At 39.1% G+C, this 25,418-nt stretch carries 20 protein-coding genes; 16 read left to right on the top strand and 4 right to left on the bottom strand.

Going from position 1 to position 25,418, the window contains the following annotated elements:
* The first annotated feature begins 221 nt into the window (after positions 1-221).
* The 3 genes from OW492_RS09930 (at position 222) to OW492_RS09920 (ending at position 1,503) form a co-directional block, all read left to right on the top strand.
* Positions 222-470 (top strand): hypothetical protein, encoded by a 249-nt coding sequence (locus OW492_RS09930; protein ID WP_290039803.1) that lies wholly within the window; start codon positions 222-224, stop codon positions 468-470.
* A gap of 16 nt (positions 471-486) precedes the next feature.
* Positions 487-1,035 (top strand): orotidine-5'-phosphate decarboxylase, encoded by a 549-nt coding sequence (pyrF, locus tag OW492_RS09925; RefSeq protein WP_290039802.1) that lies wholly within the window; start codon positions 487-489, stop codon positions 1,033-1,035.
* 168 nt (positions 1,036-1,203) lie between these two features.
* Entirely contained in the window at positions 1,204-1,503 is a 300-nt protein-coding gene (locus tag OW492_RS09920) for a 2OG-Fe(II) oxygenase (protein WP_290039801.1), read from the top strand.
* A gap of 392 nt (positions 1,504-1,895) precedes the next feature.
* Here the strand turns inward: OW492_RS09920 and OW492_RS09915 are convergent, their stop codons facing one another.
* Both OW492_RS09915 and ubiG read right to left on the bottom strand, forming a co-directional pair.
* Positions 1,896-2,579, bottom strand: a complete 684-nt coding sequence (locus OW492_RS09915) for a DUF2982 domain-containing protein (protein WP_290039800.1) — start codon at positions 2,577-2,579, stop codon at positions 1,896-1,898.
* A 995-nt stretch (positions 2,580-3,574) separates the two neighbouring features.
* A complete protein-coding gene (gene ubiG, locus OW492_RS09910; protein WP_290039799.1) occupies positions 3,575-4,339 on the bottom strand; it encodes a bifunctional 2-polyprenyl-6-hydroxyphenol methylase/3-demethylubiquinol 3-O-methyltransferase UbiG in 765 nt (254 codons plus the stop codon).
* A 317-nt stretch (positions 4,340-4,656) separates the two neighbouring features.
* Between ubiG and gyrA the strand changes: the two genes are divergently transcribed.
* The 12 genes from gyrA (at position 4,657) to tldD (ending at position 22,435) form a co-directional block, all read left to right on the top strand.
* Positions 4,657-7,377: a DNA topoisomerase (ATP-hydrolyzing) subunit A gene (gene gyrA / locus OW492_RS09905; protein WP_290039798.1), complete on the top strand. Its 2,721-nt coding sequence runs from the start codon at positions 4,657-4,659 to the stop codon at positions 7,375-7,377.
* A gap of 59 nt (positions 7,378-7,436) precedes the next feature.
* Positions 7,437-8,525 carry a 3-phosphoserine/phosphohydroxythreonine transaminase gene (gene serC / locus OW492_RS09900; RefSeq protein WP_290039797.1) on the top strand — a complete coding sequence of 363 codons (1,089 nt, stop codon included), beginning with the start codon at positions 7,437-7,439 and terminating at the stop codon, positions 8,523-8,525.
* A gap of 32 nt (positions 8,526-8,557) precedes the next feature.
* Positions 8,558-9,664, top strand: a complete 1,107-nt coding sequence (gene hisC, locus OW492_RS09895; RefSeq protein WP_290039796.1) for a histidinol-phosphate transaminase — start codon at positions 8,558-8,560, stop codon at positions 9,662-9,664.
* Positions 9,665-9,678: 14 nt separating this feature from the next.
* The gene (gene aroA, locus OW492_RS09890) at positions 9,679-10,971 is read left to right on the top strand and encodes a 3-phosphoshikimate 1-carboxyvinyltransferase (protein ID WP_290039795.1); all 1,293 of its coding nucleotides are present in this window, start codon (positions 9,679-9,681) and stop codon (positions 10,969-10,971) included.
* 542 nt (positions 10,972-11,513) lie between these two features.
* Positions 11,514-12,551, top strand: a complete 1,038-nt coding sequence (locus OW492_RS09885; RefSeq protein WP_113819585.1) for a rod shape-determining protein — start codon at positions 11,514-11,516, stop codon at positions 12,549-12,551.
* A gap of 50 nt (positions 12,552-12,601) precedes the next feature.
* Positions 12,602-13,483: a rod shape-determining protein MreC gene (mreC, locus tag OW492_RS09880; RefSeq protein WP_290039794.1), complete on the top strand. Its 882-nt coding sequence runs from the start codon at positions 12,602-12,604 to the stop codon at positions 13,481-13,483.
* The gene (mreD, locus tag OW492_RS09875) at positions 13,467-13,949 is read left to right on the top strand and encodes a rod shape-determining protein MreD (protein WP_290039793.1); all 483 of its coding nucleotides are present in this window, start codon (positions 13,467-13,469) and stop codon (positions 13,947-13,949) included. Before mreC ends, mreD begins: the two co-directional genes overlap by 17 nt.
* Positions 13,949-14,518: a Maf family protein gene (locus OW492_RS09870; RefSeq protein WP_290039792.1), complete on the top strand. Its 570-nt coding sequence runs from the start codon at positions 13,949-13,951 to the stop codon at positions 14,516-14,518. Before mreD ends, OW492_RS09870 begins: the two co-directional genes overlap by 1 nt.
* Position 14,519: 1 nt before the next feature.
* Positions 14,520-15,992, top strand: a complete 1,473-nt coding sequence (gene rng / locus OW492_RS09865; RefSeq protein WP_290039791.1) for a ribonuclease G — start codon at positions 14,520-14,522, stop codon at positions 15,990-15,992.
* Between the two features lie 118 nt (positions 15,993-16,110).
* On the top strand, positions 16,111-20,112 hold the full coding sequence (locus tag OW492_RS09860) for a YhdP family protein (RefSeq protein WP_290039790.1): 4,002 nt from the start codon (positions 16,111-16,113) through the stop codon (positions 20,110-20,112).
* Between the two features lie 4 nt (positions 20,113-20,116).
* Entirely contained in the window at positions 20,117-20,980 is an 864-nt protein-coding gene (locus OW492_RS09855) for a carbon-nitrogen hydrolase family protein (protein ID WP_290039789.1), read from the top strand.
* Between the two features lie 9 nt (positions 20,981-20,989).
* The gene (tldD, locus tag OW492_RS09850) at positions 20,990-22,435 is read left to right on the top strand and encodes a metalloprotease TldD (RefSeq protein ID WP_290039788.1); all 1,446 of its coding nucleotides are present in this window, start codon (positions 20,990-20,992) and stop codon (positions 22,433-22,435) included.
* Positions 22,436-22,518: 83 nt separating this feature from the next.
* On the opposite strand, the gene yjgA is transcribed toward tldD, so the two are convergent.
* On the bottom strand, positions 22,519-23,028 hold the full coding sequence (gene yjgA / locus OW492_RS09845; RefSeq protein ID WP_290039787.1) for a ribosome biogenesis factor YjgA: 510 nt from the start codon (positions 23,026-23,028) through the stop codon (positions 22,519-22,521).
* Positions 23,029-23,152: 124 nt separating this feature from the next.
* Between yjgA and pmbA the strand changes: the two genes are divergently transcribed.
* The gene (gene pmbA / locus OW492_RS09840) at positions 23,153-24,478 is read left to right on the top strand and encodes a metalloprotease PmbA (protein ID WP_290039786.1); all 1,326 of its coding nucleotides are present in this window, start codon (positions 23,153-23,155) and stop codon (positions 24,476-24,478) included.
* A gap of 103 nt (positions 24,479-24,581) precedes the next feature.
* Here the strand turns inward: pmbA and OW492_RS09835 are convergent, their stop codons facing one another.
* Entirely contained in the window at positions 24,582-25,415 is an 834-nt protein-coding gene (locus OW492_RS09835) for a septal ring lytic transglycosylase RlpA family protein (protein WP_290039785.1), read from the bottom strand.
* Between the last annotated feature and the right edge of the window lie 3 nt (positions 25,416-25,418).

Genomic DNA, 25,418 nt, shown 5'->3' with positions numbered 1-25,418 from the left:
TCCGAAAAGTTACGTTTAAAATACGTTTGTTGGTTAGATAACAAGATAGTACGAGACAGGGCAGAAAACAAAGCTGGAAATGAAGTGTTGGACACCCAAACCTTTTATAAACAAATGAAATGTATTATTTGGCTATATCTCATAGGAAGAAGTACTGGAAGGAAGAAGTACTGGACACCCAAACATTTTCATCGTGGACGTTACACTAAAAGGAGTATTGAGTGAGTTTTATAGAAAAATTGAACCGTATCTGGGAAGAACATAACTCGTTGGTTTGTGTTGGATTAGATCCTGATGTTTCTCGTTTCCCTGCTAGTCTATGTAATGTTCCTGATGCAATTTTCAAATTCAACAAAGAAATTATCGATAGCACCCACGATTTAGTTTGTGCATATAAGCCACAAATTGCTTATTTTTCAGCTGAGTCAGCAGAAGATCAATTAGAAAAAACAATACAATATTCAAAGTAAATATCCTAAAATACCAGTGATTTTAGATTCTAAGCGTGGCGATATTGGGAGTACAGCCGAAAAGTATGCCGTAGAATCATTCGAACGTTACAAAGTAGATGCTGTAACTGTTAACCCTTATCTCGGCTTTGACTCGGCTGAACCTTTTATCAATTACAAGGAGAAAGGCACAATCCTACTTTGCCGAACATCTAATTCAGGTGCTAATGACTTCCAAGAATTGGAAGTAGATGGAATGCCTCTATATAAAAAAGTTGCTTCTTTAGTTAGCGACAAGTGGAATTATAATAATAATTGTTTACTTGTTGTCGGTGCTACATGGCCATCACAGATGTCTGAAGTTCGTTCTATAGTCGGAGATATGCCTTTTCTTGTACCTGGTGTTGGCGCACAAGGTGGAGATATCGAGTTCTTGGTAAAAGCAGGACAAACTGAAAATGGAACTGGTTTAATTATTAGCTCTTCGCGAGGCGTTATCTATGCTAGTGATGGAGATGATTTCGCTTCTAAAGCTAGAGAAGTTGTTTTAAAACTTCGTTCTGAAATTAATTTATATCGAAAATAGGTGGGAATCTTATTAAACGTAACTAAATGAAGTGTTGGACACCCAAATCTTTTATAAACAAATGAAATGTATTATTTGGTTATATCTCATCGCATTTTGATATTGCTAAACAGGGCTATTACAGATGACTCAATGCTAGAATAAACAGTTCATTGGCATGGAGACAATATGACCGAAACCATTAAAAATAAAACCATTCTTTATAGTAAGATATTTTCGATAAACCTAGTCACTTATCCTATTAATCACAGTGTCAGGATGCACGTTGATAATGTTCAAAAAGGACGCTATTACAAACTTAATTTCATATTGGTACAACCCAAAGTGGGTGGTGTGTTTAAGTGTACAAAATGCATCCTCAATTTATTTAATCGCGTGTATTTATTCAGACCAGATAAGTATGAACACAGCGTCACTAAAATTGAATCAGGAAAACGTGTTTTATTAAGTTTTGCATTAAACATTTAATTTTATTAAGCACTTTATCGAACATGGCATAAACGAAAAAATGGCCATGTTAAATGCGGCAACACCTCCCCGCCGTTAAGCTTCCCAAATCATACTTTGCTTTTAGCAAATCCAAACAGAATGTTTGGTTAGGCTAGTTTTGGCCATGGATGGCCAGCAAGAGCCGGTGCGTTACAACGTTGTTATTCATTCAGATTAAAAAACGATCGGGGTGAGTTTCTGTTGGTTCCGTTTCTTTGTTCGTATAAAAAATGAACTCGCCGACAGGGCGGAAAACAAAGTTTGAAATATCAATTTAGCTTCGACGAGCGGAGACGAGAAGCAGAATCTAGCAGCCTGGTTGCTTATATTTGCGATTATTCCTTTTCAGGTCATTGATTACGACTAAAAAACTAAGAAGGCCCATTTACAATGATGTAGTGATGGCACTCTTTTAATAAGGTTAAAAAATGGTTTATATCTCGATCTAAACTGCTCTCTGGCAAATAAAGATGATAACCATATGCTTTGGCGAGTTGTTCCGTACGATGTAACCATCCTGCGATTGGGCCTTTATATATCACTTCATTTAACGTGAATGGTTCAAAATTAATCAAGTCTTCTTCTGCACTAATTTCTTTATTAATGATAGCCAAAACGATTAATTCTTGTTGCTCGTGAATTAACTTGTTGGCGAGCCTTGGGGATATGTTTTTGGCGAGATATTCTAAATTATTTAGCTTGATGCCAAGGTAAGGCAACTGTGTGTGCTGTCCTCTGACGTCTGCTTTAACTTCTCCAAAGCGTATAATATCTTGCCATGGCAATGTCCATTTTCCATTAAGGTGACAATATTCAATCATTTTAGGTGTGATAAAAAAGCTGGTTTCGGGCTCCAAATATTTAAGGAGCCCAATAAATGCAATCATTAAGCTGATACATATGAGCAAAATCAATTGAATTTTAATGGTTTGCCAAAGAAATAAACTGATAATCCAAAAAATAAAAATCAAAGTGCATCCAAGGCATATGAGCGTTAGTGCATTACGTTTTGAATTGGGGTGAACTTTAATCACTCTATTGACGGCATCTTCCAAATTTAACCTTCCTTGAAAATTTGGTTTCTTGAACAAATAGTTTTTATTAGCAACGAATAATATGTTTTCGATAATAAGTGAGCGGTGTTTTAAATTATATAATAAATTTAAAACAAAAAAAGCAGGCTAAAAAAAGGAATCGCAGAGCGCTTCCGTTCATAACAAGCCTATCGGCTAATTCACCCAGCGCTAACGAGTATTAGTAAAAAAAACACAAAGTAAAAACATGCAGACTAAAGTCAGCGCCCCGAAAACCCATACTTTATAAGCTGAAGACTAATTCAACAAACTGATATAACGACTCTTGATTTACCTACAACAAAACCTTGCTCAAGTTGGCTACGATAATTTCCTAGCAAACTAAGGCATGGTAGCTCAGTTCGAAACAGGGAAGTCGAATATGAGCGGTGCGTTAAGAAGGTAGCACGCCGTTAGGGCGGAACAAAAGTTGGAAATATCAATCAGATTCGATGAGCGCAGACTAGTATTAGTAAAAAAACACAAAGTAAAAGCATGCAGACTAAAGTCAGCGCCCTGAAAACCCATACGTCATGAGCTACATACTAATTTTACAAACTGAACTCACAGCTCTTGATTTAGCTACAACAAAACCTTGCTCAAGTTGGCTACGATAATTTCCTAGCAAACTAAGGCATGGTAGCTCAGTTCGAGACAGGGAAGTCGAATATGAGCGGTGCGTTAAGAAGGGTGTGATTGATTCAGGTTAAAAAAACGCTCGGGAGCCTTTTTCTTTGGTTACTTTCTTTTGGGCGAGCAAAAGAAAGTAACACGCCGTTAGGGCGGAATAAATGTAAATCGAAACGTGAATGACTGGACGAGCAAAGACGAGAGATAGCACTTAGTAATCTAGGTAAATATGCATTCCCACGGAGGGCCATGGGAACGAGGGGGAAACTATGCATTCCCACGGAGGACTGTGAGAACGAGGTGAAGCTATGCATTCCTACTAGAGAGCATCCGAACGAGCCGAAAAACTAGCTGAATTTCGTACACTTCAACATATAGTTCACATCAACGTTTTTAGTGATTTTAAAATTACTTGATAACGGGCTGTATTCCACACCACATAAATCATCACAATGTAACTGCGTGTTATCAATCGCGCTTAATAACTGAGAAGGACGAATGAATTTCTCATATTCATGAGTCCCTTTTGGTACCCATTTTAAAACGTGCTCTGCGCCTAAAATCATCATTAGGTAGGCTTTCCAGGTTTTGTTGATGGTTGAAAAGTACACTGTGCCACCTGGTTTCACTAAATCACAACATGCTTGGATCACTGACGCTGGATCTGGCACGTGCTCTAACATTTCCATACAAGTCACAACATCAAACTGTTGTGCATGAACCGCGGCAAACTGCTCGGCTGTGGTTTTTTTATAAGTGACTTTTGTTTCTGTTTCTAAGGCATGCAAACGCGCGATTTGTAATGAAGCGTGTGCCATGTCGATGCCAATGACCTCTGCACCTTTAATCGCCATGCTCTCTGCTAGGATACCGCCACCACAACCTACATCGACTACTTTTTTGCCAAACAAACCTTGTACACCTTGTTCGATATATTCAAGACGTGTTGGGTTTAGCATGTGTAGCGGTTTGAAATCACCTTCTAAATCCCACCATTGTTCTGCCATTGCTGAAAACTTCTCGATCTCTTGTTGATCGACATTATCTTCTAGTATCAACGCTTCTGATGTGGCTTCTAAGGCTGAAATTGTTGCTGGTGTGTTGTGATCCATGCTGGTGCACCCTGTATGTTTGTGGCAGTGAAAAATGGGCTAATGTCATTGTTGATTGAGTCATTTGACCTAGCAAATGATTATAACGTGATAATAATTAGGATGGGGAATTTTATTTTGCGCCGCTGAGCGCTTTAATTTGAAAATTAAGTTGTTCAAAAAATGTACTTTAAAACGATAAATGCCTCAAATTCGCTCATAAAACGATTCTCAGGCGATTTTGCCTATTAAAAGCCTTTTGCTGAGGTGCATTTGTGCTACTATCAATCCCTTACTAAATTCAGTCTATTTCCACTAAATTAAGGATTTAAGTTTCTATGAGCGAATTTGCCTCTGACGTTTCTCCAATTAATATTGAAGATGAATTAAAAAATTCTTATCTTGAATACGCTATGAGCGTGATCGTAGGGCGTGCATTGCCCGATGTACGTGACGGTCTAAAACCAGTACATCGCCGTGTTTTATTTGCGATGAATATCTTACGTAATGATTGGAACAAGCCTTATAAAAAATCAGCACGTGTTGTTGGTGATGTAATCGGTAAATACCATCCACATGGTGACACGGCTGTATACGATACTATCGTTCGTATGGCGCAAGACTTCTCACTACGTTACATGTTGGTTGATGGTCAAGGTAACTTCGGTTCTGTTGATGGTGATAGCGCGGCAGCAATGCGTTACACAGAAATCCGTATGCAGAAGCTAGCCCATGAATTATTAGCCGATTTAGAAAAAGAAACGGTTGATTACGTACCTAACTATGACGGTACTGAATTTATTCCTGAAGTACTACCTACAAAAATTCCAAACCTATTGATTAATGGTTCTTCGGGTATTGCGGTTGGTATGGCAACTAATATCCCACCACATAATCTAGGTGAAGTGATCAGTGCATGTTTAGCGTTGATCAAAAATGAAGATATTACGGTTCATGAGTTAATTGAACATATACCAGGGCCTGATTTCCCGACTGCGGGTATTATCAATGGTCGTAAAGGTATTATTGATGCTTACACAACTGGCCGCGGTAAAATTAAAGTACGTGCTAAAGCGGAAGTTGAAGTTAACGAAAAAACCGGTCGTGAAACGATCGTGGTACATGAATTACCTTATCAAGTGAACAAAGCGCGTCTGATTGAAAAGATTGCGGAATTCGTAAAAGATAAGAAAATTGAAGGTATTAGTGCATTACGCGATGAGTCTGATAAAGACGGTATGCGTATGGTAGTGGAAGTTAAGCGTGGTGAAGTGGGTGAGGTTGTATTAAATAACTTATACGCACAAACACAAATGCAGGTGACTTTCGGTATCAATGCGGTTGCACTTGACCATGGCCAACCTAAACTATTTAACCTAAAAGAGATGTTAGAAGCGTTTATTCTGCATCGCCGTGAAGTAGTTACACGTCGTACGGTATTTGAGTTACGTAAAGCCCGTGACCGTGCACATATCCTTGAAGGTTTAGCGATTTCATTAGTTAACATCGAAGAGATTATCGATTTAATCCGTAAGTCACCAACACCTGCCGAAGCGAAACTTGCTTTACAAGCACGTGGTTGGGATTTAGGTGCAGTGTCTTCTATGTTAGAAGCAAGCGGTGTTGATGCGGCTCGTCCTGATGGCTTAGCGGTTGAGTTCGGTATCCGTGATAACCAATACTTCATGACTGAAATTCAAGCACAAGCGATTCTTGATTTACGTTTACATAAATTAACGGGTCTTGAGCACGAGAAAATCTTAGGTGAATACAAAGAGCTATTAGAAATAATTGCTGCTCTATTATTCATTCTTGAAAACCCTGCGCGTTTAATGGAAGTGATTGAAGAAGAGTTAGAAGAAGTGCGTGATAACTTTGCTGACCCTCGTCGCACTGAAATTACTGAATCTGAATCTGACCTATGTATGGAAGATTTAATCGTTGAGGAAGATGTGGTCGTTACACTTTCTCACGAAGGTTACGTTAAGTACCAACCTCTATCTGATTACGAAGCACAGCGTCGTGGTGGTAAAGGTAAAGCTGCAACTAAGATGAAAGATGAAGATTTCATTGAAAAACTATTAGTGGCAAGTACCCATGATACGATTCTATGTTTCTCTACGCGTGGCCGTTTGTACTGGCTGAAAACATTCCAGTTACCATTAGCATCTCGTCAAGCACGTGGTCGTCCGATTGTGAATATTTTACCGCTTGAAGAGGGCGAACGTATTACAGCTATCTTGCCGGTACGTGAGTATGAAGATGATAAATACGTGTTCATGGCAACCGCTAACGGTACGGTTAAGAAAACGGCATTAAGTGCTTACAGTCGCCCACGTTCAAGTGGTTTGATTGCGATTAACTTAAATGATGATAACGAGCTAATCGGTGTTGCGTTAACTGACGGTAATGATGAAATCATGTTGTTCTCTGATGCAGGTAAAGTGGTTCGCTTCAAAGAAGCTGAAGAGAGTGAAGTGACTGATGAAGAAGGTAACGTTGTTTTAGATGAAAACGGCAACCCTGAAATCAAGTTTAAAGGTGTTCGTCCAATGGGGCGCACAGCAACCGGTGTTCGTGGTATTAAATTAAACGAAGGCGGTAAGGTTGTTTCATTAATCGTACCAAACGCAACGGGCCATATCCTAACAACGACTGAAAATGGTTACGGTAAACGTACACCGTTAGAAGATTACTCGTCTAAGAGCCGTGCAACGCAAGGTGTGATCTCAATTAAAGTGAGTGAACGTAACGGTAAAGTGGTAGGTGCGGTACAGGTTGATGAAAACGATGAAATCATGTTGATCTCAAACAAGGGTACCTTAGTACGTACGCGTGTTTCTGAGGTATCAGTCGTGGGTCGTAATACACAAGGTGTTACGTTGATCCGTACTTCTGAAGATGAGAAAATCGTTGCATTACAACGTATTGATGAAATTAAAGATGTGCCTGTTTACGAAGGTGAAGAAGGCGAAGTGATTGCCTCTGTTGAAGAAGGTAGTACATCTGAAGCACCAGCTGACGTAGTCGATGAACAAGAGACTGATACTGCTGAGTAGTGGATTATGATAATCAATAAGCGGCCGTAGCCGCTTATTTTGTTTTAAGGGATATAAAAATGAGTAAGATTTATAATTTTTGTGCTGGCCCAGCAATGTTACCTGAAGCAGTAATGCAACAAGCACAAAGTGAATTTTGTAACTGGCAAGGTTCTGGGGTTTCTGTGATGGAAGTAAGTCACCGTAGCCCTGAATACATCGCATTAGCTAAACAAGCTGAGATGGATTTACGCGAGTTACTGTCAGTACCTGATAATTACAAAGTATTATTTTGCCAAGGTGGTGGACGTGGTCAATTTGCTGCGGTTCCACTTAACTTATTAGGCGAAAAGCTAGATGCGGATTACATCCTGACTGGACAATGGTCTAAGTCTGCGGTGGTTGAAGCCAAGAAACATGCGCGTATTAAAGAAACAGATATCATGACCACCACGGAAGATGGCAAAATTACCGTTAAACCTTGTGATCAATGGCCTGTTAATAGTGGTGCTGCCTACCTGCATTACTGTCCAAATGAAACCATTGAAGGGATTGAAATTTTTGATGTGCCAGAAACGGGGATTGTGCCGTTAGTCGCTGATATGAGCTCAACTATTTTGTCTCGTCCATTGGATATTAGTAAGTTCGGGTTAGTCTACGCCGGAGCACAAAAAAATATTGGTCCATCTGGTTTAGCAATTGTCATTGTACGTGAAGACCTAGTGGGTAAAGCACGCCAAGCGATTCCATCAATTTTTGATTACGAGATACAAGCAAACGCTGACTCTATGTATAACACACCACCAACGTATTCATGGTATTTAGCGGGGTTAGTGTTTAAATGGCTATTAGCTCAAGGTGGTATTGCCGAAGTAGAGAAAAAGAATATTGCGAAAGCTGAGCTGCTGTACAACGCCATCGATGCGTCTTCTTTCTACAGCAATAATGTAGATAAAAGTGTACGTAGCCGTATGAACATTCCTTTCACATTAGCTGATGATAGCTTGAATGAAACCTTTTTAAGCGAATCCAAAGCTGCAGGTTTATTAACCTTAAAAGGCCATAAATTAGTCGGTGGAATGCGCGCAAGTATTTACAATGCGATGCCAATCGAAGGTGTACAAGCCTTAGTTGACTTTATGGCTGAATTTGAGAAACGCTACGCATAATCTCGCGACAGAAGTGATTGAAAGGAAGTAAAATGAGTAATGATTTTTTAAGCTTGGCGAATAAAGGTGTGCAAAAATTACACCCATACCAAGCGGGTAAACCAACCGATGAATTAGAGCGTGAGTTGGGATTAACTAATATTGTTAAATTAGCCTCTAATGAAAACCCATTAGGGTTAAGTGAATCAGTTAAAGCGACATTACAAAAAGAGTTAACGGAATTAACACGCTACCCAGATGCAAATGGTTATTACCTTAAACAGGCACTAGCTAATAAGTATGCAGTCGAATTAAACCAAATCACTTTAGGTAATGGCTCTAATGATTTATTAGAATTAATTGCACGTGCCTTTGTAGATAATAGCCATGAAGTGATGTTTGCTGAACATGCATTTGTGGTTTATCCAATAGTAACGCAAGCAATTGGCGCAACCGCTGTCGTAGTCAAAGCTAAAGATTATGGTCATGATCTTGAGGCAATGGCGGCGGCGATCACCGATAAAACTAAACTTATCTTTATTGCTAATCCTAATAACCCGACGGGAACTTTTTTAGAGCAAGATGAGATTAAAGACTTCTTGAAGCAAGTTCCGAGTGATGTGTTAGTGGTATTGGATGAAGCTTATTTTGAATATGCATCATCTGAGCGTCGTGGTAATGCTATTGCTTGGATTGCTGAATTCCCTAATCTGATAGTATCACGTACTTTCTCTAAAGCTTATGGCTTGGCTGGTTTACGTGTTGGTTACAGTATTTCTCACCCAGATATTGCTGATATTTTAAATCGTGTACGTCAACCGTTTAACTGTAACGCTTTGGCTTTAAAAGCGGCGGAAACTATTTTGCAAGATGAACAATACTTGGCTGATAGTGTGCGTTTAAATGATGCGGGCATGAAAGACTTAAGTGCTTTTTTTGACGCTAATAATTTACAGTATATCCCATCTATGGGTAACTTTATTACAGTTAATGTTGGTCAATCGGGCGACGAAGTTTATCAAAAACTATTGTTAGAAGGGGTGATTGTAAGACCGATCACCGGTTATGGTTTACCACAACATTTACGCATTAGCATTGGTACTGACGCAGAGAATCAACGTTTTAAACAAGCACTCACCCGTGTTTTAAATTTGCAATAAGAGAAACAGATAGTATGGAACAGTTATTATTAAACCCGATTAAAAAAGTCGATGGTGAAATTAATTTACCCGGGTCAAAAAGCCTATCAAACCGCGCTTTATTATTAGCGGCATTGGCGCAAGGAACGACCACTTTAACTAATTTATTAGACAGTGATGATATCCGTCATATGTTAAATGCGTTAAAAAAATTAGGCGTTAACTACACGCTTTCTGCAGATAAAAAACAGTGTATTGTTGAAGGATTAGGTCGTGCATTTGATACACAAGGATTAGGTGATATCGAGCTTTTCTTAGGCAATGCAGGTACGGCAATGCGTCCTTTATGTGCTGCTTTATGTTTAGGCCAAGGCGAATATACCTTAACTGGTGAACCGCGTATGTTCGAGCGACCAATCGGTTCATTGGTTGATTCACTTAAGCAAGCTGGCGCTGACGTTAGTTACTTAAAAGATGAAAATTACCCACCATTAAAAATTAAAGGAACTGGCCTGAAAGGCGGTGATATTAGTATTGATGGCAGTGTTTCAAGCCAATTTTTAACCGCATTTTTAATGTCTGCACCGATGGCTTCTGAAGATACAACCATTAATATCGTGGGTGAATTAGTATCGAAACCTTACATTAAAATTACTTTACAAATCATGCAAGATTTTGGTGTTGAAGTGGATAACGTTGACGGTGAGTACCAACGCTTTGTGATTAAAGGTGGTCAAACTTATCAAGCAGCAGGTAATTACTTAGTAGAAGGTGACGCGTCTTCAGCTTCTTACTTTTTAGCAGCTGCTGCAATTGGCGGTGGTAGTATCAAAGTGACAGGTATTGGCAAAAAATCAGTACAGGGTGATATTCAATTCGCTGATGCCTTAGAAGCAATGGGCGCAAATATTGAATGGGGTGACGATTACATTAAAGCCAGCAAAGGTCAGTTAAAAGCGATTGATATGGATATGAACCATATTCCTGATGCTGCGATGACTATTGCGGTTGCGGCATTATTTGCTGAAGGCACCACTAAAATCACTAATGTTTATAACTGGCGTGTAAAAGAGACAGATCGTTTATATGCGATGGCAACTGAGCTACGTAAAGTCGGTGCTGAAGTGATTGAAGGTCATGACTTTATTGAAGTAACGCCGCCAGCACAGCTTAAGCATGCAGAAATCGATACTTATGATGATCATCGTATGGCGATGTGTTTCTCATTAGTGGCATTAAGTGATACACCTGTGACGATTAACGATCCTAAGTGTACTTCTAAAACATTCCCTGATTACTTTGAAAAGTTAGCATCAGTGAGCCATTAAGCATTTTAATGTATTAATTAAAAACCTACTTCGGTAGGTTTTTTTATAACTAAACATTCACTTAAAAGAAGAAACTATTTGTGCTTCTTTGTGTCTGCTTAGTTAATACCAACCAGACTAATTAACGGAGCTAATTTACTTGTTAAAATAACTTATTTCTTCGTTGTAAATTTCGTAAAGAGAACCATCACCCAAGAATTAATCTCCTTTTTGTTAATTCTCCGGCAGACGATTAACGAAGTTAATTTTCGAAAGGCTCAATTTAAGCCTTGAACTAAGTTATTTTTTCTATGCAAAATTTAGCGCGCTTATTTATTATAATTGGTATAAGTGTACCGACAGGTATATTCAGCTTTTTGTTGGTTGAAAAATAAGCTGATAGTTAAATGTTATCTTGGTAATCCTTTGACGGTAATCAAAATAACTAATTTGCGCTCGCTAATGCTAGTAAAAGCAAGCTTTTCACTTTCTTTTCTTGCTGTATTTTTAGCGGGTTGGTAGAGTACGCGAATTACTTTTATTCGCTTCTTTTGGAAATATTCATGTTTAAAATGTTCCGCGGTATGTTTTCTAACGATTTATCAATCGATTTAGGAACTGCAAATACCCTTATTTATGTAAAAGACCAAGGTATAGTCTTGGATGAGCCTTCTGTAGTTGCAATTCGAATGGATAAAAATGGCAAAAGGGTTGCCGCTGTAGGTAGTGCTGCAAAGCAGATGTTAGGTAAAACGCCTGGCAACATTCAAGCAATTCGTCCAATGAAAGACGGTGTCATTGCTGACTTCTATATCACTGAAAAAATGTTACAACATTTTATCAAACAAGTGCATAACAATAGCTTTATGCGTCCTAGCCCTCGTGTTTTAGTTTGTGTGCCTTGTGGCTCTACACAAGTCGAACGTCGTGCTATTCGTGAATCTGCAATGGGTGCTGGCGCACGCGATGTATTTTTAATTGATGAGCCAATGGCTGCAGCAATTGGTGCAGGCATGCCTGTCTCTGAAGCAAAAGGTTCAATGGTTGTTGATATCGGTGGTGGTACTACTGAAGTTGCTGTTATCTCATTAAATGGTATCGTTTATTCAGCCTCTGTTCGTATTGGTGGTGATAAATTTGATGAGGCTATTATCAATTATGTGCGTCGTAACTACGGTTGTACTATTGGTGAAATTACTGCTGAACGCATCAAACACAGTATTGCTATTGCTTATCCAATTGATGAAGTTAAAGAGATTGAAGTACGTGGTGTAAACGTTGCTGAAGGTGTTCCTCGCAGCTTTACATTAAACAGCAATGAAATCTTAGAAGCATTACAAGAGCCATTAAGCGGTATTGTTTCAGCTGTGATGTTAGCATTAGAGAAAACGCCACCAGAGCTTGCAGCTGATATCGCTGAGCAAGGTATGGTCCTAACAGGTGGTGGTGCATTATTATGCGAACTTGATCGTCTGTTGTCTGAAGAATCTGGCATCCCTGTGATTGTTGCTGATGATCCTCTTACCTGTGTTGCACGTGGTGGCGGTATGGCATTAGAGATGATCGATACACATGGTGGTGATGTCTTTAACGGAGATTGATATCAATTAACGCAGGTTGATTCCTGCGTTAACATTCAATAGAAACCCCCATGAAACCAATTTTTACCCGCGGTCCTTCCTTCGTACTTAGGCTATCCATTGTGATAGCCTGTTGTATCGGTTTGATGATCGCTGACAGTCAGTTCAATTTATTCTCTTCGGCTCGTGTTTATTTAAATTCGATCGTTTCACCTATCCAATATGTTGCCGATGCGCCACAGAAAATATTCAGTTCATTTTCTGAAAACATCATGACAAGACAAGCGTTAGTCGATCGTAATCAACAATTAGAAAAAGACAATTTACACTTAAAAGCAGATCGCCTTTTATTAGGACAGTTACAAAGTGAAAATAAACAACTTCGCCAACTATTAAATTCTGAAAGGCAGTTTAAATACAAACGTATGATTACTGAAGTGATGAGTTTACGCTCTGACCCATTTACGCATCAATTATTAATTGATAAAGGCGCATTGAATGGTGTGTATTTAGGACAACCTGTGATCAATGAGCAGGGTGTAGTTGGGCAAGTGTCACAAGTGGGTAGTACCACTAGCCGAGTTGTGTTAATTGTCGATGCAACACATGGTATACCGGTGCGAGTTCAACGTAATGATGTGATTGCTGTCGTACATGGTAGTGGCGCTTGGGATCAACTTAAGGTGCCTTTTGTACAAAGTAATGCAGATATCAAAGAGGGTGACTTATTAGTAACCTCTGGTTTAGGCGGACGTTTTCCTGCAGGTTATCCGGTGGCTAAAATTAGCCGTTTTGATTACCAAGAAGGTGAGTTGTATGCCACAGTTACGGCGACACCTGTTGCGGACCTAGATAGAAGCCGTTATTTACTCCTACTATGGAATGATGACCCATTAGCCGATGCTGATTTAACGTTAGATTCTCCGGAAGAATTCGATGCCCCTGCTGAATAGTTATAGAGTTATCTACCTCACTTTCTTTGTTTGCTTGGTGGCGGATATTTTTCCGTTACCGATCATGTTTAATGCATTTCGTCCTAATTGGATGATTTTAGTGATTTTCTATTGGATTATTGCGTTACCGCATAGAGTGAACATTGGGCATGCTTTTATACTGGGTTTGATACTTGACCTGTTATTAGGCTCAACATTAGGAACCCATGGTTTATTGTTTTCTTTATTGGCGTATTTAACCAGTATCAATTTCCAACGTTTTCGTAATTTTACCTTAGTGCAGACTACTTTATTATTAGGTGTCTTTATCTTTATTGCGAAATTAGGTTTGTATTGGATAGCCTCCAGCATGCAAGAGATTGTGTTACATCGACCTTATTTCTGGTCAATTTTTACCTCCATGTTGATTTGGCCTTGGTTCTTTCTATTTATGCGCTACTTGCGCGTTCGTTATAAGGTGAGTTAATGCCATTTAAACTGTTTTTAGCATCAGGCTCACCGCGCCGCGGTGAATTGTTGTCACAAATTAATGTTGAGTATCAACGTATTAAAGCGGGTATTGATGAAACTCAGCAGGTGGCAGAAAGTGCCGAGCATTATGTGCAACGTTTAGCTTTGGAAAAAGCCTTAGCGGGTTTGCTTAATAATCAGCAGCAGGGCGTGGTGTTAGGTGCGGATACGATTGTGGTGTGTGATGGTATTGTGATGGAGAAACCACAGGACAAACTGCATGCACAACAGATGATGCATTTGTTATCGGGTAATACACATCAAGTCTTGACGGCCGTTGCGTTAGTCACGGCACAACAACAAGCGGTTAAGTTAGTAACTACCGATGTGACATTTAAAATCCTCTCGGATCAAGAAATTTCAGACTATTGGGATACTGGTGAGCCAAAAGATAAAGCCGGTGGTTACGGTATTCAAGGAATTGCAGGGCAATTCGTCACCCATATTTCGGGTAGTTATAGTGCAGTGGTAGGGTTACCCCTTTACGAAACAGCACAACTTATTAAACGCTTTGAAGAGGCTTAACATGTCTGTTGAATTATTAATGAATATTACCCCCACAGAAACGCGTGTTGCGTTAATTGAAGGTGGTGTTTTACAAGAGTTACATATAGAGCGTCAAGTAAGTAAAGGTATTGCTGGTAATATCTACAAAGGTAAAGTGACCCGCGTATTACCTGGGATGCAGGCTGCATTTGTTGACATTGGTTTAGAAAAAGCTGCCTTTTTACATGCATCTGATATCGATTTACATGCGGAATGTTTTACTGGACCGGAAAAAGAAAAATTTAAAGTTGCTGATATTTCAACCTTAGTAAGGCCTGGACAAAATATCATTGTGCAAGTTGTAAAAGATCCGCTAGGTACAAAAGGCGCGCGTTTAACTACGGATATTACTTTACCCTCACGATATTTAGTGTTTATGCCTGACACCAAACATGTTGGGGTATCACAGCGCATTGAAAGTGCTGAAGAGCGAGAGCGTTTAAAGGAGATCACACAATCTTGTGTTGATGACCTTGGTGGTTTTATCATTCGTACTGCAGCGGAAGGGGCTCCTGAAGCTGAATTAAGAAATGATGCGGCTTTTTTACAGCGTGTTTGGCGTAAAGTCATCACACGTAAACAGCGTACGCAATCTAAGAATAAGATGTTATATCAAGATTTAGGGTTGGCATTTCGTATTTTGCGAGACTTTGTAGGCAACGAAATAGATCGAGTACGTATCGATTCGAAATTGAGCTTTAAAGAGTTATCTAAATTCAGTGCCGATTTTGTGCCTGAGTTGGAAGGCAAGATTGAATACTATGCTGGTGAAAGCCCAATATTTGATCTGTTTGATGTAGAAAATGAAGTGCAACGTGCCTTAAATCGTAAAGTGGAATTAAAATCTGGCGGGTATTTGATTATTGATCAAACGGAAGCTATGACCACTGTAGATATTAATACCGGTGCATTTGTTGGCCATCGCAATCTTGAAGAGACTATTTTCAATACCAATATTGAAGCGACTTTAGCGATTGCTCGCCAATTAAGGTTACGTAATCTAGGCGGTATAATCATACTCGACTTTATCGATATGAAATTGCTAGAGCATCGTCGCCGAGTATTTAATAGCTTAGAGCAAGCATTGGCAAAAGATCGCGTAAAGACCCATATTAACGATTTCTCGCCATTAGGTTTGATTGAAATGACGCGTAAGCGTACTCACGAAAGTCTTGAGCATATTTTCTGTGGTGAGTGCAAAACCTGTAATGGTCGCGGTTATGTGAAAACTGTCGAGACAGTATGTTATGAGATATTACGTGAAATATTACGTGTAGACCGTGCTTATTCTGCTGAGCGTTTTGCTGTATATGCATCAGTGGCGGTTGCAGAGGCGCTGAAAGGTGATGAATCCTATAATTTAGGTGAGTTAATCGTGTTTATGCAGAAGCGTGTGGAAATTCATGCTGAGCCGCTGTATGGACCAGAGCAGTTTGATGTGGTGATGATCTAATAGACTCCTCTGAGGTGATTGCTTTTATCGAAAAGCGTATTAAGATTGATAGCTAGCTTAATCGTTAATAATAGTGCGTCACTACTGGCTTGACCGCCACTTGTTATACAGTAAAAGGATGGTAAATGGGTTCTCATTTTTGAAACATTTTACATTAAGATGTTTAAAATGCTTGATAGTCTTGCTGGTGGTGACTTTAATTGTCTTAGCGGTATTATTAACCGCTGCCCGTTTTGCAATTAATGGAGTCGAAGACTATAAAGCACAACTTGTTGAGTGGGTTGCTGCAGAGCACGATATTAATGTCGATGCCGATAAAGTTTCAGCAGGGATCGACTTCTCCGGTCTAGTGCTCACCTTAAATAATGTCACCTTCACTGAAACCGATGTTTTACCCTTCGAATTAAAAATTAATAACCTATTTTTACATTTAGATTTTTTAGAAAGTTTACAAAAGCAACAGCTGATCTTTAATGATATCTCGATCAAGGGTGCTGATTTATTGCTTAAATCGGCGTTAGATGTCGAACGCATTGGTCAGTTATCAACTTCCGAGTCTGATGAAGCTGGATCTCAGGGCACCTTAGCCTCTTTGAAAAATATCCTGCTACTCCGATTAAGCTCTTTTTCTATTACCGAAAGTCGTATCCGTTTTACTGACCACCTCTATAACCAAAAAACTATTCTAATCCAGGATTTGAGCTGGTTAAATGACGGTCAGCAACATCAAGGTGTTGGTAAAGCGTCATTGCCTAATACGCTAGGTGAGAATACTTTAGAGTTTATTATTGATGTTACTGGTGATGCTGAAGGCACTCCTGATAACTTAGTAGGGCGCTTGTATGCTCAAGCAGAGAACCTTAATGCCACTGAGTATTTAAAACCACAGATTAACCCGTTAGCCGATCTTACTTCTGCCGTTGTGTCGTTTCGTTTATGGAGTGATTTTGATGTTAATGGTTTTAAGAATATGCAATTGCACTGGGACAACTCCGAAATCGCTTGGACATTGTTAGGTGAATCTGAAAGTTGGCAAATTAATGATGGTTTATTTCAGTTTAGCTATGACGACCAGCATTGGTTGTTTGATAGTTATGATTTAAATATTACCCATAACTATACACCGTTAAATGATGTGAATATTGCAGGTCATGGTGATATTGGTCGTTTTGGTCAGTTTGATCTTAAGGGGATTAATATTAATGCGATTACTCCCTTTGGTTTATTATTTTCATCCCTTTCTGAACAGCAGATTAACTATGTTGCTGATTTAGAGTTAGGCGGTAAATTGAGTAAATTGGATATGCATTTTAACCCGATTGGGCAAATGACGGTGAGTGCACATATTGATGATTTTAGTAATCAAGCTCACGATATAATCCCTGGGGTGAGCAATGCGAATATTAAGGTGACTGCTGACCAAGATAGTGGTCATGCATCGATTCTACTTGATCCACAACGTATTACTTTTGATGGACAATTTAATCGTTCAATGCCTTTACAAAAAGCTGATATTGACCTGCATTGGAAAGTTAATTCCACTGGCGTCACTTTAGCCAGCAATCAATTTCTTCTTGATACTGATGACTTGAAAAGCACCACGCAATTTTCACTTTTTTTACCAAATAACAGTGATGATTTAGTATCTCCAAGTGATCCTGATACAACTGAAAATGAACAAGCATCCAGCCCTTATTTACGCCTTTATTCTTACGCCTCTTTAAATGATGCAAGTAAGGCTCAACATTACTTTCCAGTGAAAGCAATGGGTAAAGATGTCTTCAGTTATTTACAGTCAGCGATTCAACAAGGCTCTGCAGATGGTGCGAAAGTGTTGTGGAATGGCCCTTTAAATGCATACCCATTTAAACAACAAGAGGGTATTTTCCAAGCTTTTATCCCAATCAAAAATGCCCAGTATGATTTTTTTGAAGAATGGCAAGGTTTGTATGATTTAGATCTAGACTTGTTATTTGAAAATGACTCATTACTGATGGAAAGTGAGAAAGCTAAACTGGGCAGCATGAAGGTTGATAAATTGTCAGCTAAGATTGCTACTCTGTCTAGTAATGGCGGTATAAATATTGAAGCCGATATCGACCAAAAAGCAGACTCTATTATGCAGTATCTGCTTAAATCACCGATTAAAGATAGCCTAACGCAAGTCGCCGATACCTTACAGATTCAGGATAACTTACAAGGTAAGTTAACGTTAAATATTCCATTTTCTACAGACAACGGTCAAACACAAGTTAAAGGTCAATTTAACCTTGATGGCAATGATGTCAATATTAAGCTTAGTGATGAAACAAATCTGTTACTAGAAAATACGCAGGGTAGCTTTAGTTTTACTGATGAGAATTTTACAGGTGATGGGTTAACAGCAAAATTATTTGATCAACCGGTCAATTTTTCATTTTCTAGTAATGAAAATGACAGTAAATATCAATTATTGGTCAGTTTATTTGGTCAATGGGACATGAGTAAATTAAGCCGTGAACAACCCTCATTGCTGCCTTTACAACTAAGTGGTAATTTAGATTGGCAAGGCCAAGTTAATTTCAGTCAACAGCAAGATAAGTATAAATTTGGTGTTTACCTTACATCTCCTCTACAGGGCACTAAAATTAACCTGCCTGCACCTTACAATAAAAATGCGCTGCAGTCTTGGCCGACTAAAGTTAACGTCAACGGTGATGCAGATGGTATTCGTTGGGATGCGTTAATTTCAAATAAATTAAAATCAGCGGGTGAATTGTATTACCCAGACCAACAAACAAAGCTTAAATACTTTTATCTCGGCTTAGGTAATGACTTAAATTTACCTATTGATAAAAGTAAGCAAATCGTTCGTATTAATGAATCTCGAGTGAACCTAACGCCTTGGGTTAGTGTAATTAAAGAACACTTACAAGCTAAGCAAGGTACAGATGATAGTGATACATTATTTAATCTCGATCATCTTTATCTAGATGTTAAGCATGCTGAATTATTCGAACAGCCTATTGTTAACTTGTCTACGGATTTACAACAGTCGGGTAAGAAGCTTGCCATTAATGTTAAAGGCGATGATCTATTAGCAAATTTGGAGTACCGTAAAGGCGTCCCTGATCGATATGATATCAATATTCAAAAGATGAACTTTCAATCTTTAGATATGGATGCATTAAAAGATTCTTTTGTACAACAAGAGTCAGCAACTTTAGTTGAGCCTAGCGATAACTTACGCTTAGACTACCCTGAGGTGTTTTTAGAGTGCGTCGTGTGTATTTATAATCAAATGTCCTTCTCTCCATTGAAAGCACATGTATTCCCAAGTAAGTCCCGTTACAACATCGATTATGTACAACTCGGGGAAGAGCAACAAGCGACTAATATTTCAGGAGTATGGGATCAACGCCGCACTAATATTATTTTTGATGCCAAGGGCAGTAGCCAAACAAATATTGTGCGCCGTTTAGGTTATAAAAGCCCAATGAATTACCAAGAAAGTGAAGTGAATGGCGCTTTAAACTGGGTTGGTGCACCATGGCAATTTAACTTTGATTCGTTGAATGGTGATTTGACCGTGGATGTTGAAGATGGCCAAATCACGGAAGTGGATGATAAAGGCGCTCGACTACTAAGCTTTTTAAGTTTGGATGCGATTCGTCGCAGTCTAAATATTGAATTCGACAATGTATTTTCTAAAGGTTTAGGGTTCGATACCATGTCGTTATCGGCTACCATCACTAATGGTATTTTTAAAAATGATGATTACTTCTTAGATGGCTCTGCGGGTAAAATTTCGGGAACGGGTTTAATTGATTTACCTAACCTGAATGTTAATTATCGTTTCAGTTATAGCCCGGCAGTGACTTCTAGTTTACCGGTGTTAGCTGCCTTTGCTATTAACCCATTAACCGGTGCAGCAGTATTGATGTTGACTAAAATTTTGGAGCCTGTAGTCGATACTATTGTTCGTGTTGATTTTTCAGCTAAAGGACCTATTTCTGACCCTAAAATAACCATTGAAGATAGATTAAAAGGCTCAGTTAAATTACAAAATAGTGAAGTATTAGAAAAATTAGAAGATAACCAAGCTAACAATACAACTAACAGCAGCTCTGTTAAGGAGTAATGAGATGAGTAATGATAGTCAAGCTTGCAAGTTAACCGCGGTTCAAATTATTAGCAGTGACTGCATTGAACATAATTTTGAGCAAGTAATAGAACAACTTGATGCGTTAAATTTAGATTCGGGAGTGAATCACTTAGTTTTATTACCTGAAAACGCATTATGCTTTGGTAGCCGAGATAATTATTTATTAAAAGCTGAAACGCTAGGTGATGGTAATGTGCAACACCGTTTATCTGAATTGGCTAAAACCTATTCATGCACCTTGATTTGCGGCAGTTTCCCGATTAAAAGCGAGCAACAAGATAAAATTTACACCACCTGCTTAGTGTATTCTCCACAGGGCCTGCTACTAGAGCATTATCATAAGATACATTTGTTTGACGCGGATGTAGAAGATGCACAGGGCGCTTACAGAGAATCGGATACCTTTATTCCTGGGGAGCAGGTTAAGGTCGTGGATTGTGGTTTTGCTAAAGTTGGTTTAGCAATATGTTATGATTTACGTTTTCCAGGATTATTCCAGCAGCTCAGAGAACAGGGTGCTGAGATTATTATCTTACCTGCGGCCTTTACCCAAGTGACGGGAGAAGCGCATTGGCAAGCGTTATTACAAGCACGTGCCATAGAAACACAATGTTATATGCTAGCGGCTAACCAAGGTGGAGTGCACTTTGTACATCAGCCAGAGCATGCAACGCGTTATACCTATGGACACTCAATGATTGTAGATGCTTGGGGAATGCTTGTTGCGCAATTAACAACTGGCAATGGCTCGGTACAAGCGGATTTTTCATTACAAGATGTTAATCAAATTAGAAAGAAAATGCCGGTACAGCAACACAATCGATTTAATAGTATTTATAAATAAGGATCTTTAATGTCTTTTGAACAAGTCGTAAACAATTTTTTAGCCCCTGCGGAGATGCAAATTAGTGATCTCGAATCACAGCTTAGTCAGATATCGGGAGCACAAATTGATTACGCAGATTTTTATTTTCAAGCCAGCCGACATGAGTCTTGGTTATTAGAAGACGGTATTGTTAAAGAAGGCAGTTATAACATTGAGAAAGGGGTCGGTATCCGTGCTGTTTCTGGTGAAAAAACTGGCTTTGCTTATTCTGATCATATTTCTAAAAGTGCTATTGCTGAAGCTGCAAATGCTGCGAAAAGTATTGCTAACTCAGGTCAAGAAAAAAGCGTTAAGTTGATTATACCATCGGCACAGCCGCTTTATTATGGTTCTGCTGATCCTTTACAAAGCATGAGTCGTGATAAAAAGATCGAACTGCTAAAGCAAGTTGATAGTTTTGCGCGTGCTTTAGATCCTGCAGTGACTGAAGTAACAGTGTCATTAAATGCTGTTTACGAAGAGATCTTAGTCGCGGCTAACGATGGTACTTTAGCATCGGATGTGCGTCCTTTAATTCGCTTTAGTTGCTCTGTGTTAATTGAAAAGAACGGTAAACGTGAACGTGGCAGCGCTGGTGGTGGTGGTCGATTTGACCTTGACTATTTCACTGATACGCAAGAAGGTGAATTAAAAGCGTTTGGTTATGCTCGCCAGGCTGTACGACAAGCATTAATCAATATTGAAGCGATTGCGGCACCTGCTGGAGCAATGCCGGTGATTGTAGGTGCTGGTTGGCCTGGTGTACTATTGCATGAAGCAGTGGGGCATGGGTTAGAAGGTGACTTCAATCGTAAGGGGTCTTCGGCATTTTCAGGTAAAATCGGTCAACAGGTTGCTTCTAAACACTGTACGGTTATTGATGATGGTAGTATTGCAGACCGTCGTGGTTCGGTTAATATCGATGATGAAGGGACTAAAGGTCAACGTAATGTATTGATCGAAAATGGTATTTTAAAAGGGTATATGCAGGATAAATTAAATGCGCGTTTAATGGGAGTCGACCCAACCGGAAACGGACGTCGTGAATCTTATGCTCATTTACCAATGCCACGTATGACTAATACCTTTATGTTAAATGGTGAATACCAACATGAAGAGTTAATCGAAAGTGTTAAAAAAGGTATCTACGCACCTAATTTTGGTGGTGGTCAAGTGGATATTACCTCGGGTAAATTTGTGTTCTCAGCCTCTGAAGCTTACTTGATTGAAGATGGTAAAATTACCGCGCCAATTAAGGGTGCTACCTTAATTGGTAATGGCTTTGATGCAATGCAGAAAATCTCAATGGTTGCGAATAATATGTGTTTAGACCCAGGCGTAGGTGTTTGTGGTAAAGAAGGGCAGAGCTTACCAGTGGGAGTGGGTCAACCATCATTGAAAATTGATCAATTAACCGTAGGCGGAACGAATTAAACAGTATCTATAAAATATACCTATAAAAAAGCCAGAATAATGATGATTCTGGCTTTTTTCGTTAAGGTGTAAAGTTGGTATCACTATAAACAGTTAGTTTTTAAGTAGACAAATAACTCTTTGGCTGTTTTAGCTGGTTTTTCTAATTTCTTCTCTTTATTGGCTTGACGTACTAACTGGCGTAGCTTTTGACGTTCAAGTTGCGGGTACATCTCTAGGGCATCATTGATTTTTGGATCGCCCAGTTCAATCATCTGTTCTGTTAACAACTCTAGGTGAGCAATTGCATGAGTACGTTTACGGTTGTTATCATTTAAGATATCTAATTTAGCCGTGATTTTTTCCATGTCTTCAGTACGTAACACTTTGCCTATGTATTGTAACTGTCGGCGTAATGCTTCATGTTTGTTAGCAATTTTATGAGCTACTTTGATACCTTCCATTAAGGTATCGCTTGCCGGAATTTGTGCAAGTTGCTTAGCATTTAATGCCACAAGTTGACGACCAATATCCTTTAAAGCTTCTGCTTCACGTTTAATTTGCGACTTACTGATCTCTTCTTCTTCGAGTATTTCTTCAACTTTTTTATTCATAGCTTTTGGTTTATCACGTTAGGGATTAAATAATTATGCGCATCATAACATCATCACAAGATGCTTACCTTAATCCATGTTATTATTTCTTATCTTAAATTTATTTACCTTGTGGTGCTTGAACATGATTGAACAGAAACAGTTGCTAGAGAAAGCCGTGAATACGGCGCTTAATATTGCCAATGATTTAGGGGTGAGCCAAGCTGAAGTCGCTTTAGGAAAAAGTGCTGGTATTTCAGTTAACACTCGTTTAGGTGAAGTTGAGAATATTGAGTTTAATCATGATGGTGCAATGGGGATTAGCGTTTATGTTGATCATCGTAAAGGGAGTGCTTCTACAGCAGATTTAAGTGAGGAAGCGATTGCTGCAAGTGTAAAAGCAGCTGTGGATATTGCGAAGTACACCAGCCAAGACCCATATGCAGGTTTATTAGATAAACAACTGTTAGAAACTCACCCACTTGATTTAGACCTTTACCATCCAAGTGATAAAAATACCGACCAATTATTAGCATTAGCTAAACAATGTGAAGATATTGCGTTAAATACTGACAAACGTATTGTTAACTCCGATGGTGCTGGCATGAACAGCCATACTAGCTTACAGGTATACGGTAACAGTAATGGTTTTTTAGAGAGTTATGCGAGTAGTCGTCATAGTTTAAGCTGTGTATTAATTGCACAGGAAAACGATGAGATGCAACGTGATTACAGTTACACCAGCGCGCGTGATATTAATGATCTGTATTCTGCACAATGGGTAGCGGAACAAGCGGTAAGTCGAACCGTTGATCGCCTAGGTGCTCGTAAGATTGCAACACAAGAAAGCCCTGTAGTTTTTTGTCCGGAAATGGCAAGTGGGTTATTTGGTCACTTAGTGAGTGCAATTAGTGGTGCAAGTCTTTACAAAAAATCTTCTTTCTTATTAGACTCTATTGATACTCAAGTATTCCCTGATTGGATGTCGATCACAGAAGACCCGCATATTGTTAAAGGTATTGCGAGCTCGCCTTTTGATAGCGAAGGTGGACGCACTGTAAAACGAAATATTATTGATAATGGTTTCTTACAAACGTATTTATTAACCGGTTATGCTGCACGTAAAATGGGCTTACAAAGCACTGGTCACGCTGGTGGTATTCATAACTGGTTTGTTAAAAATAACGGCTTAGATTTAGCAGGTATTTTGAAAGAGATGGGGACTGGTTTATACGTGACTGAATTAATGGGACAAGGTGTGAACATGGTAACCGGAGATTACTCTCGTGGTGCGGCAGGTTTCTGGGTAGAAAATGGTGTGATCAGTTATCCTGTGCATGAGATCACTATTGCAGGTAATTTGAAAGAGATGTTCATGGATATCAGTGCAATTGGCTCTGATACAGATCCAAGAAGTAGTTTAAAAACGGGTTCAATCTTAATTAAGAAGATGAAAATAGCAGGCGAATAGGTCTTGTTATTCATTATACAGAATATTAAAAAATCCCAATCAGAGTGATAACATTGGGATTTTTTCTAGCTAATAAGCGACGAGAGATAACTTAGCGGTTAAGTTATTTAGTGTGGATTATGTAGGCTTTTTCATATTCATCACGAATCTCTGACAGGAGTCTATCTGCTTTACTTTGGCTACTTAATGGGCCAACTCTTAGATAATACAGATCATCTTTCTGTTCAAAGTAAGTCATGACATGATATTTGTGTGTGGCTTTTTGGGTAAGTAATTCGGCTTTTTCTGGGCTCGAAGTTACTAGGTATTGAATACTATAATTTCCATTCACTGCTTCACTTTGTTCTTCATAAAGCGTTGAAGTGTCTGTTTCTTCAGGGAAATGCAGAAGCTTGATTTCAACTTGTCCAGTTCCTGCTTTAATAATGTCTAATTTGTTCGCAGCCGCATAAGAAAGGTCGATGATACGTCCTTCATGGAAAGGACCTCGGTCATTCACTCGTACAATGATTTGTTTATTGTTTTCTAAATTAGTGACTTGCACATAACTAGGCAATGGTAAATTTTTATGTGCGGCACTCATAGAGAACATATTGTAACGTTCGCCGTTAGAGGTTAAGTGCCCATGAAACTTATTACCGTACCAAGAGGCCCCGCCACGTTGTGTCAATTTGGTAATATCACGCCATACTTCATAATCAACACCACGCACTGTGTAATCTTTATTACCACCACGTGAGTAAGGTTCATAACGTGGCACCGCATCTTCAACATTATCTAATGGTGGGATCTCTGTGGGTGCATGATCTTGACTGTATTGGTATCGACCATTTGCCGTATCTTGATTATAAGTATCATCGGATTTTTGTGTTTCATTACTACTACATGCTGCTAAAAATAGGGTGACGAAACAGAGTGTGACCAGGTGTTTTATCATATA

Origin of the sequence: Psychromonas sp. 14N.309.X.WAT.B.A12, from assembly GCF_030397575.1 — a bacterium.
GTDB lineage: Bacteria > Pseudomonadota > Gammaproteobacteria > Enterobacterales > Psychromonadaceae > Psychromonas.
The sequence above is the reverse complement of the archived record's forward strand: the minus strand, read 5'-3'. Positions and strand labels throughout refer to the sequence as shown.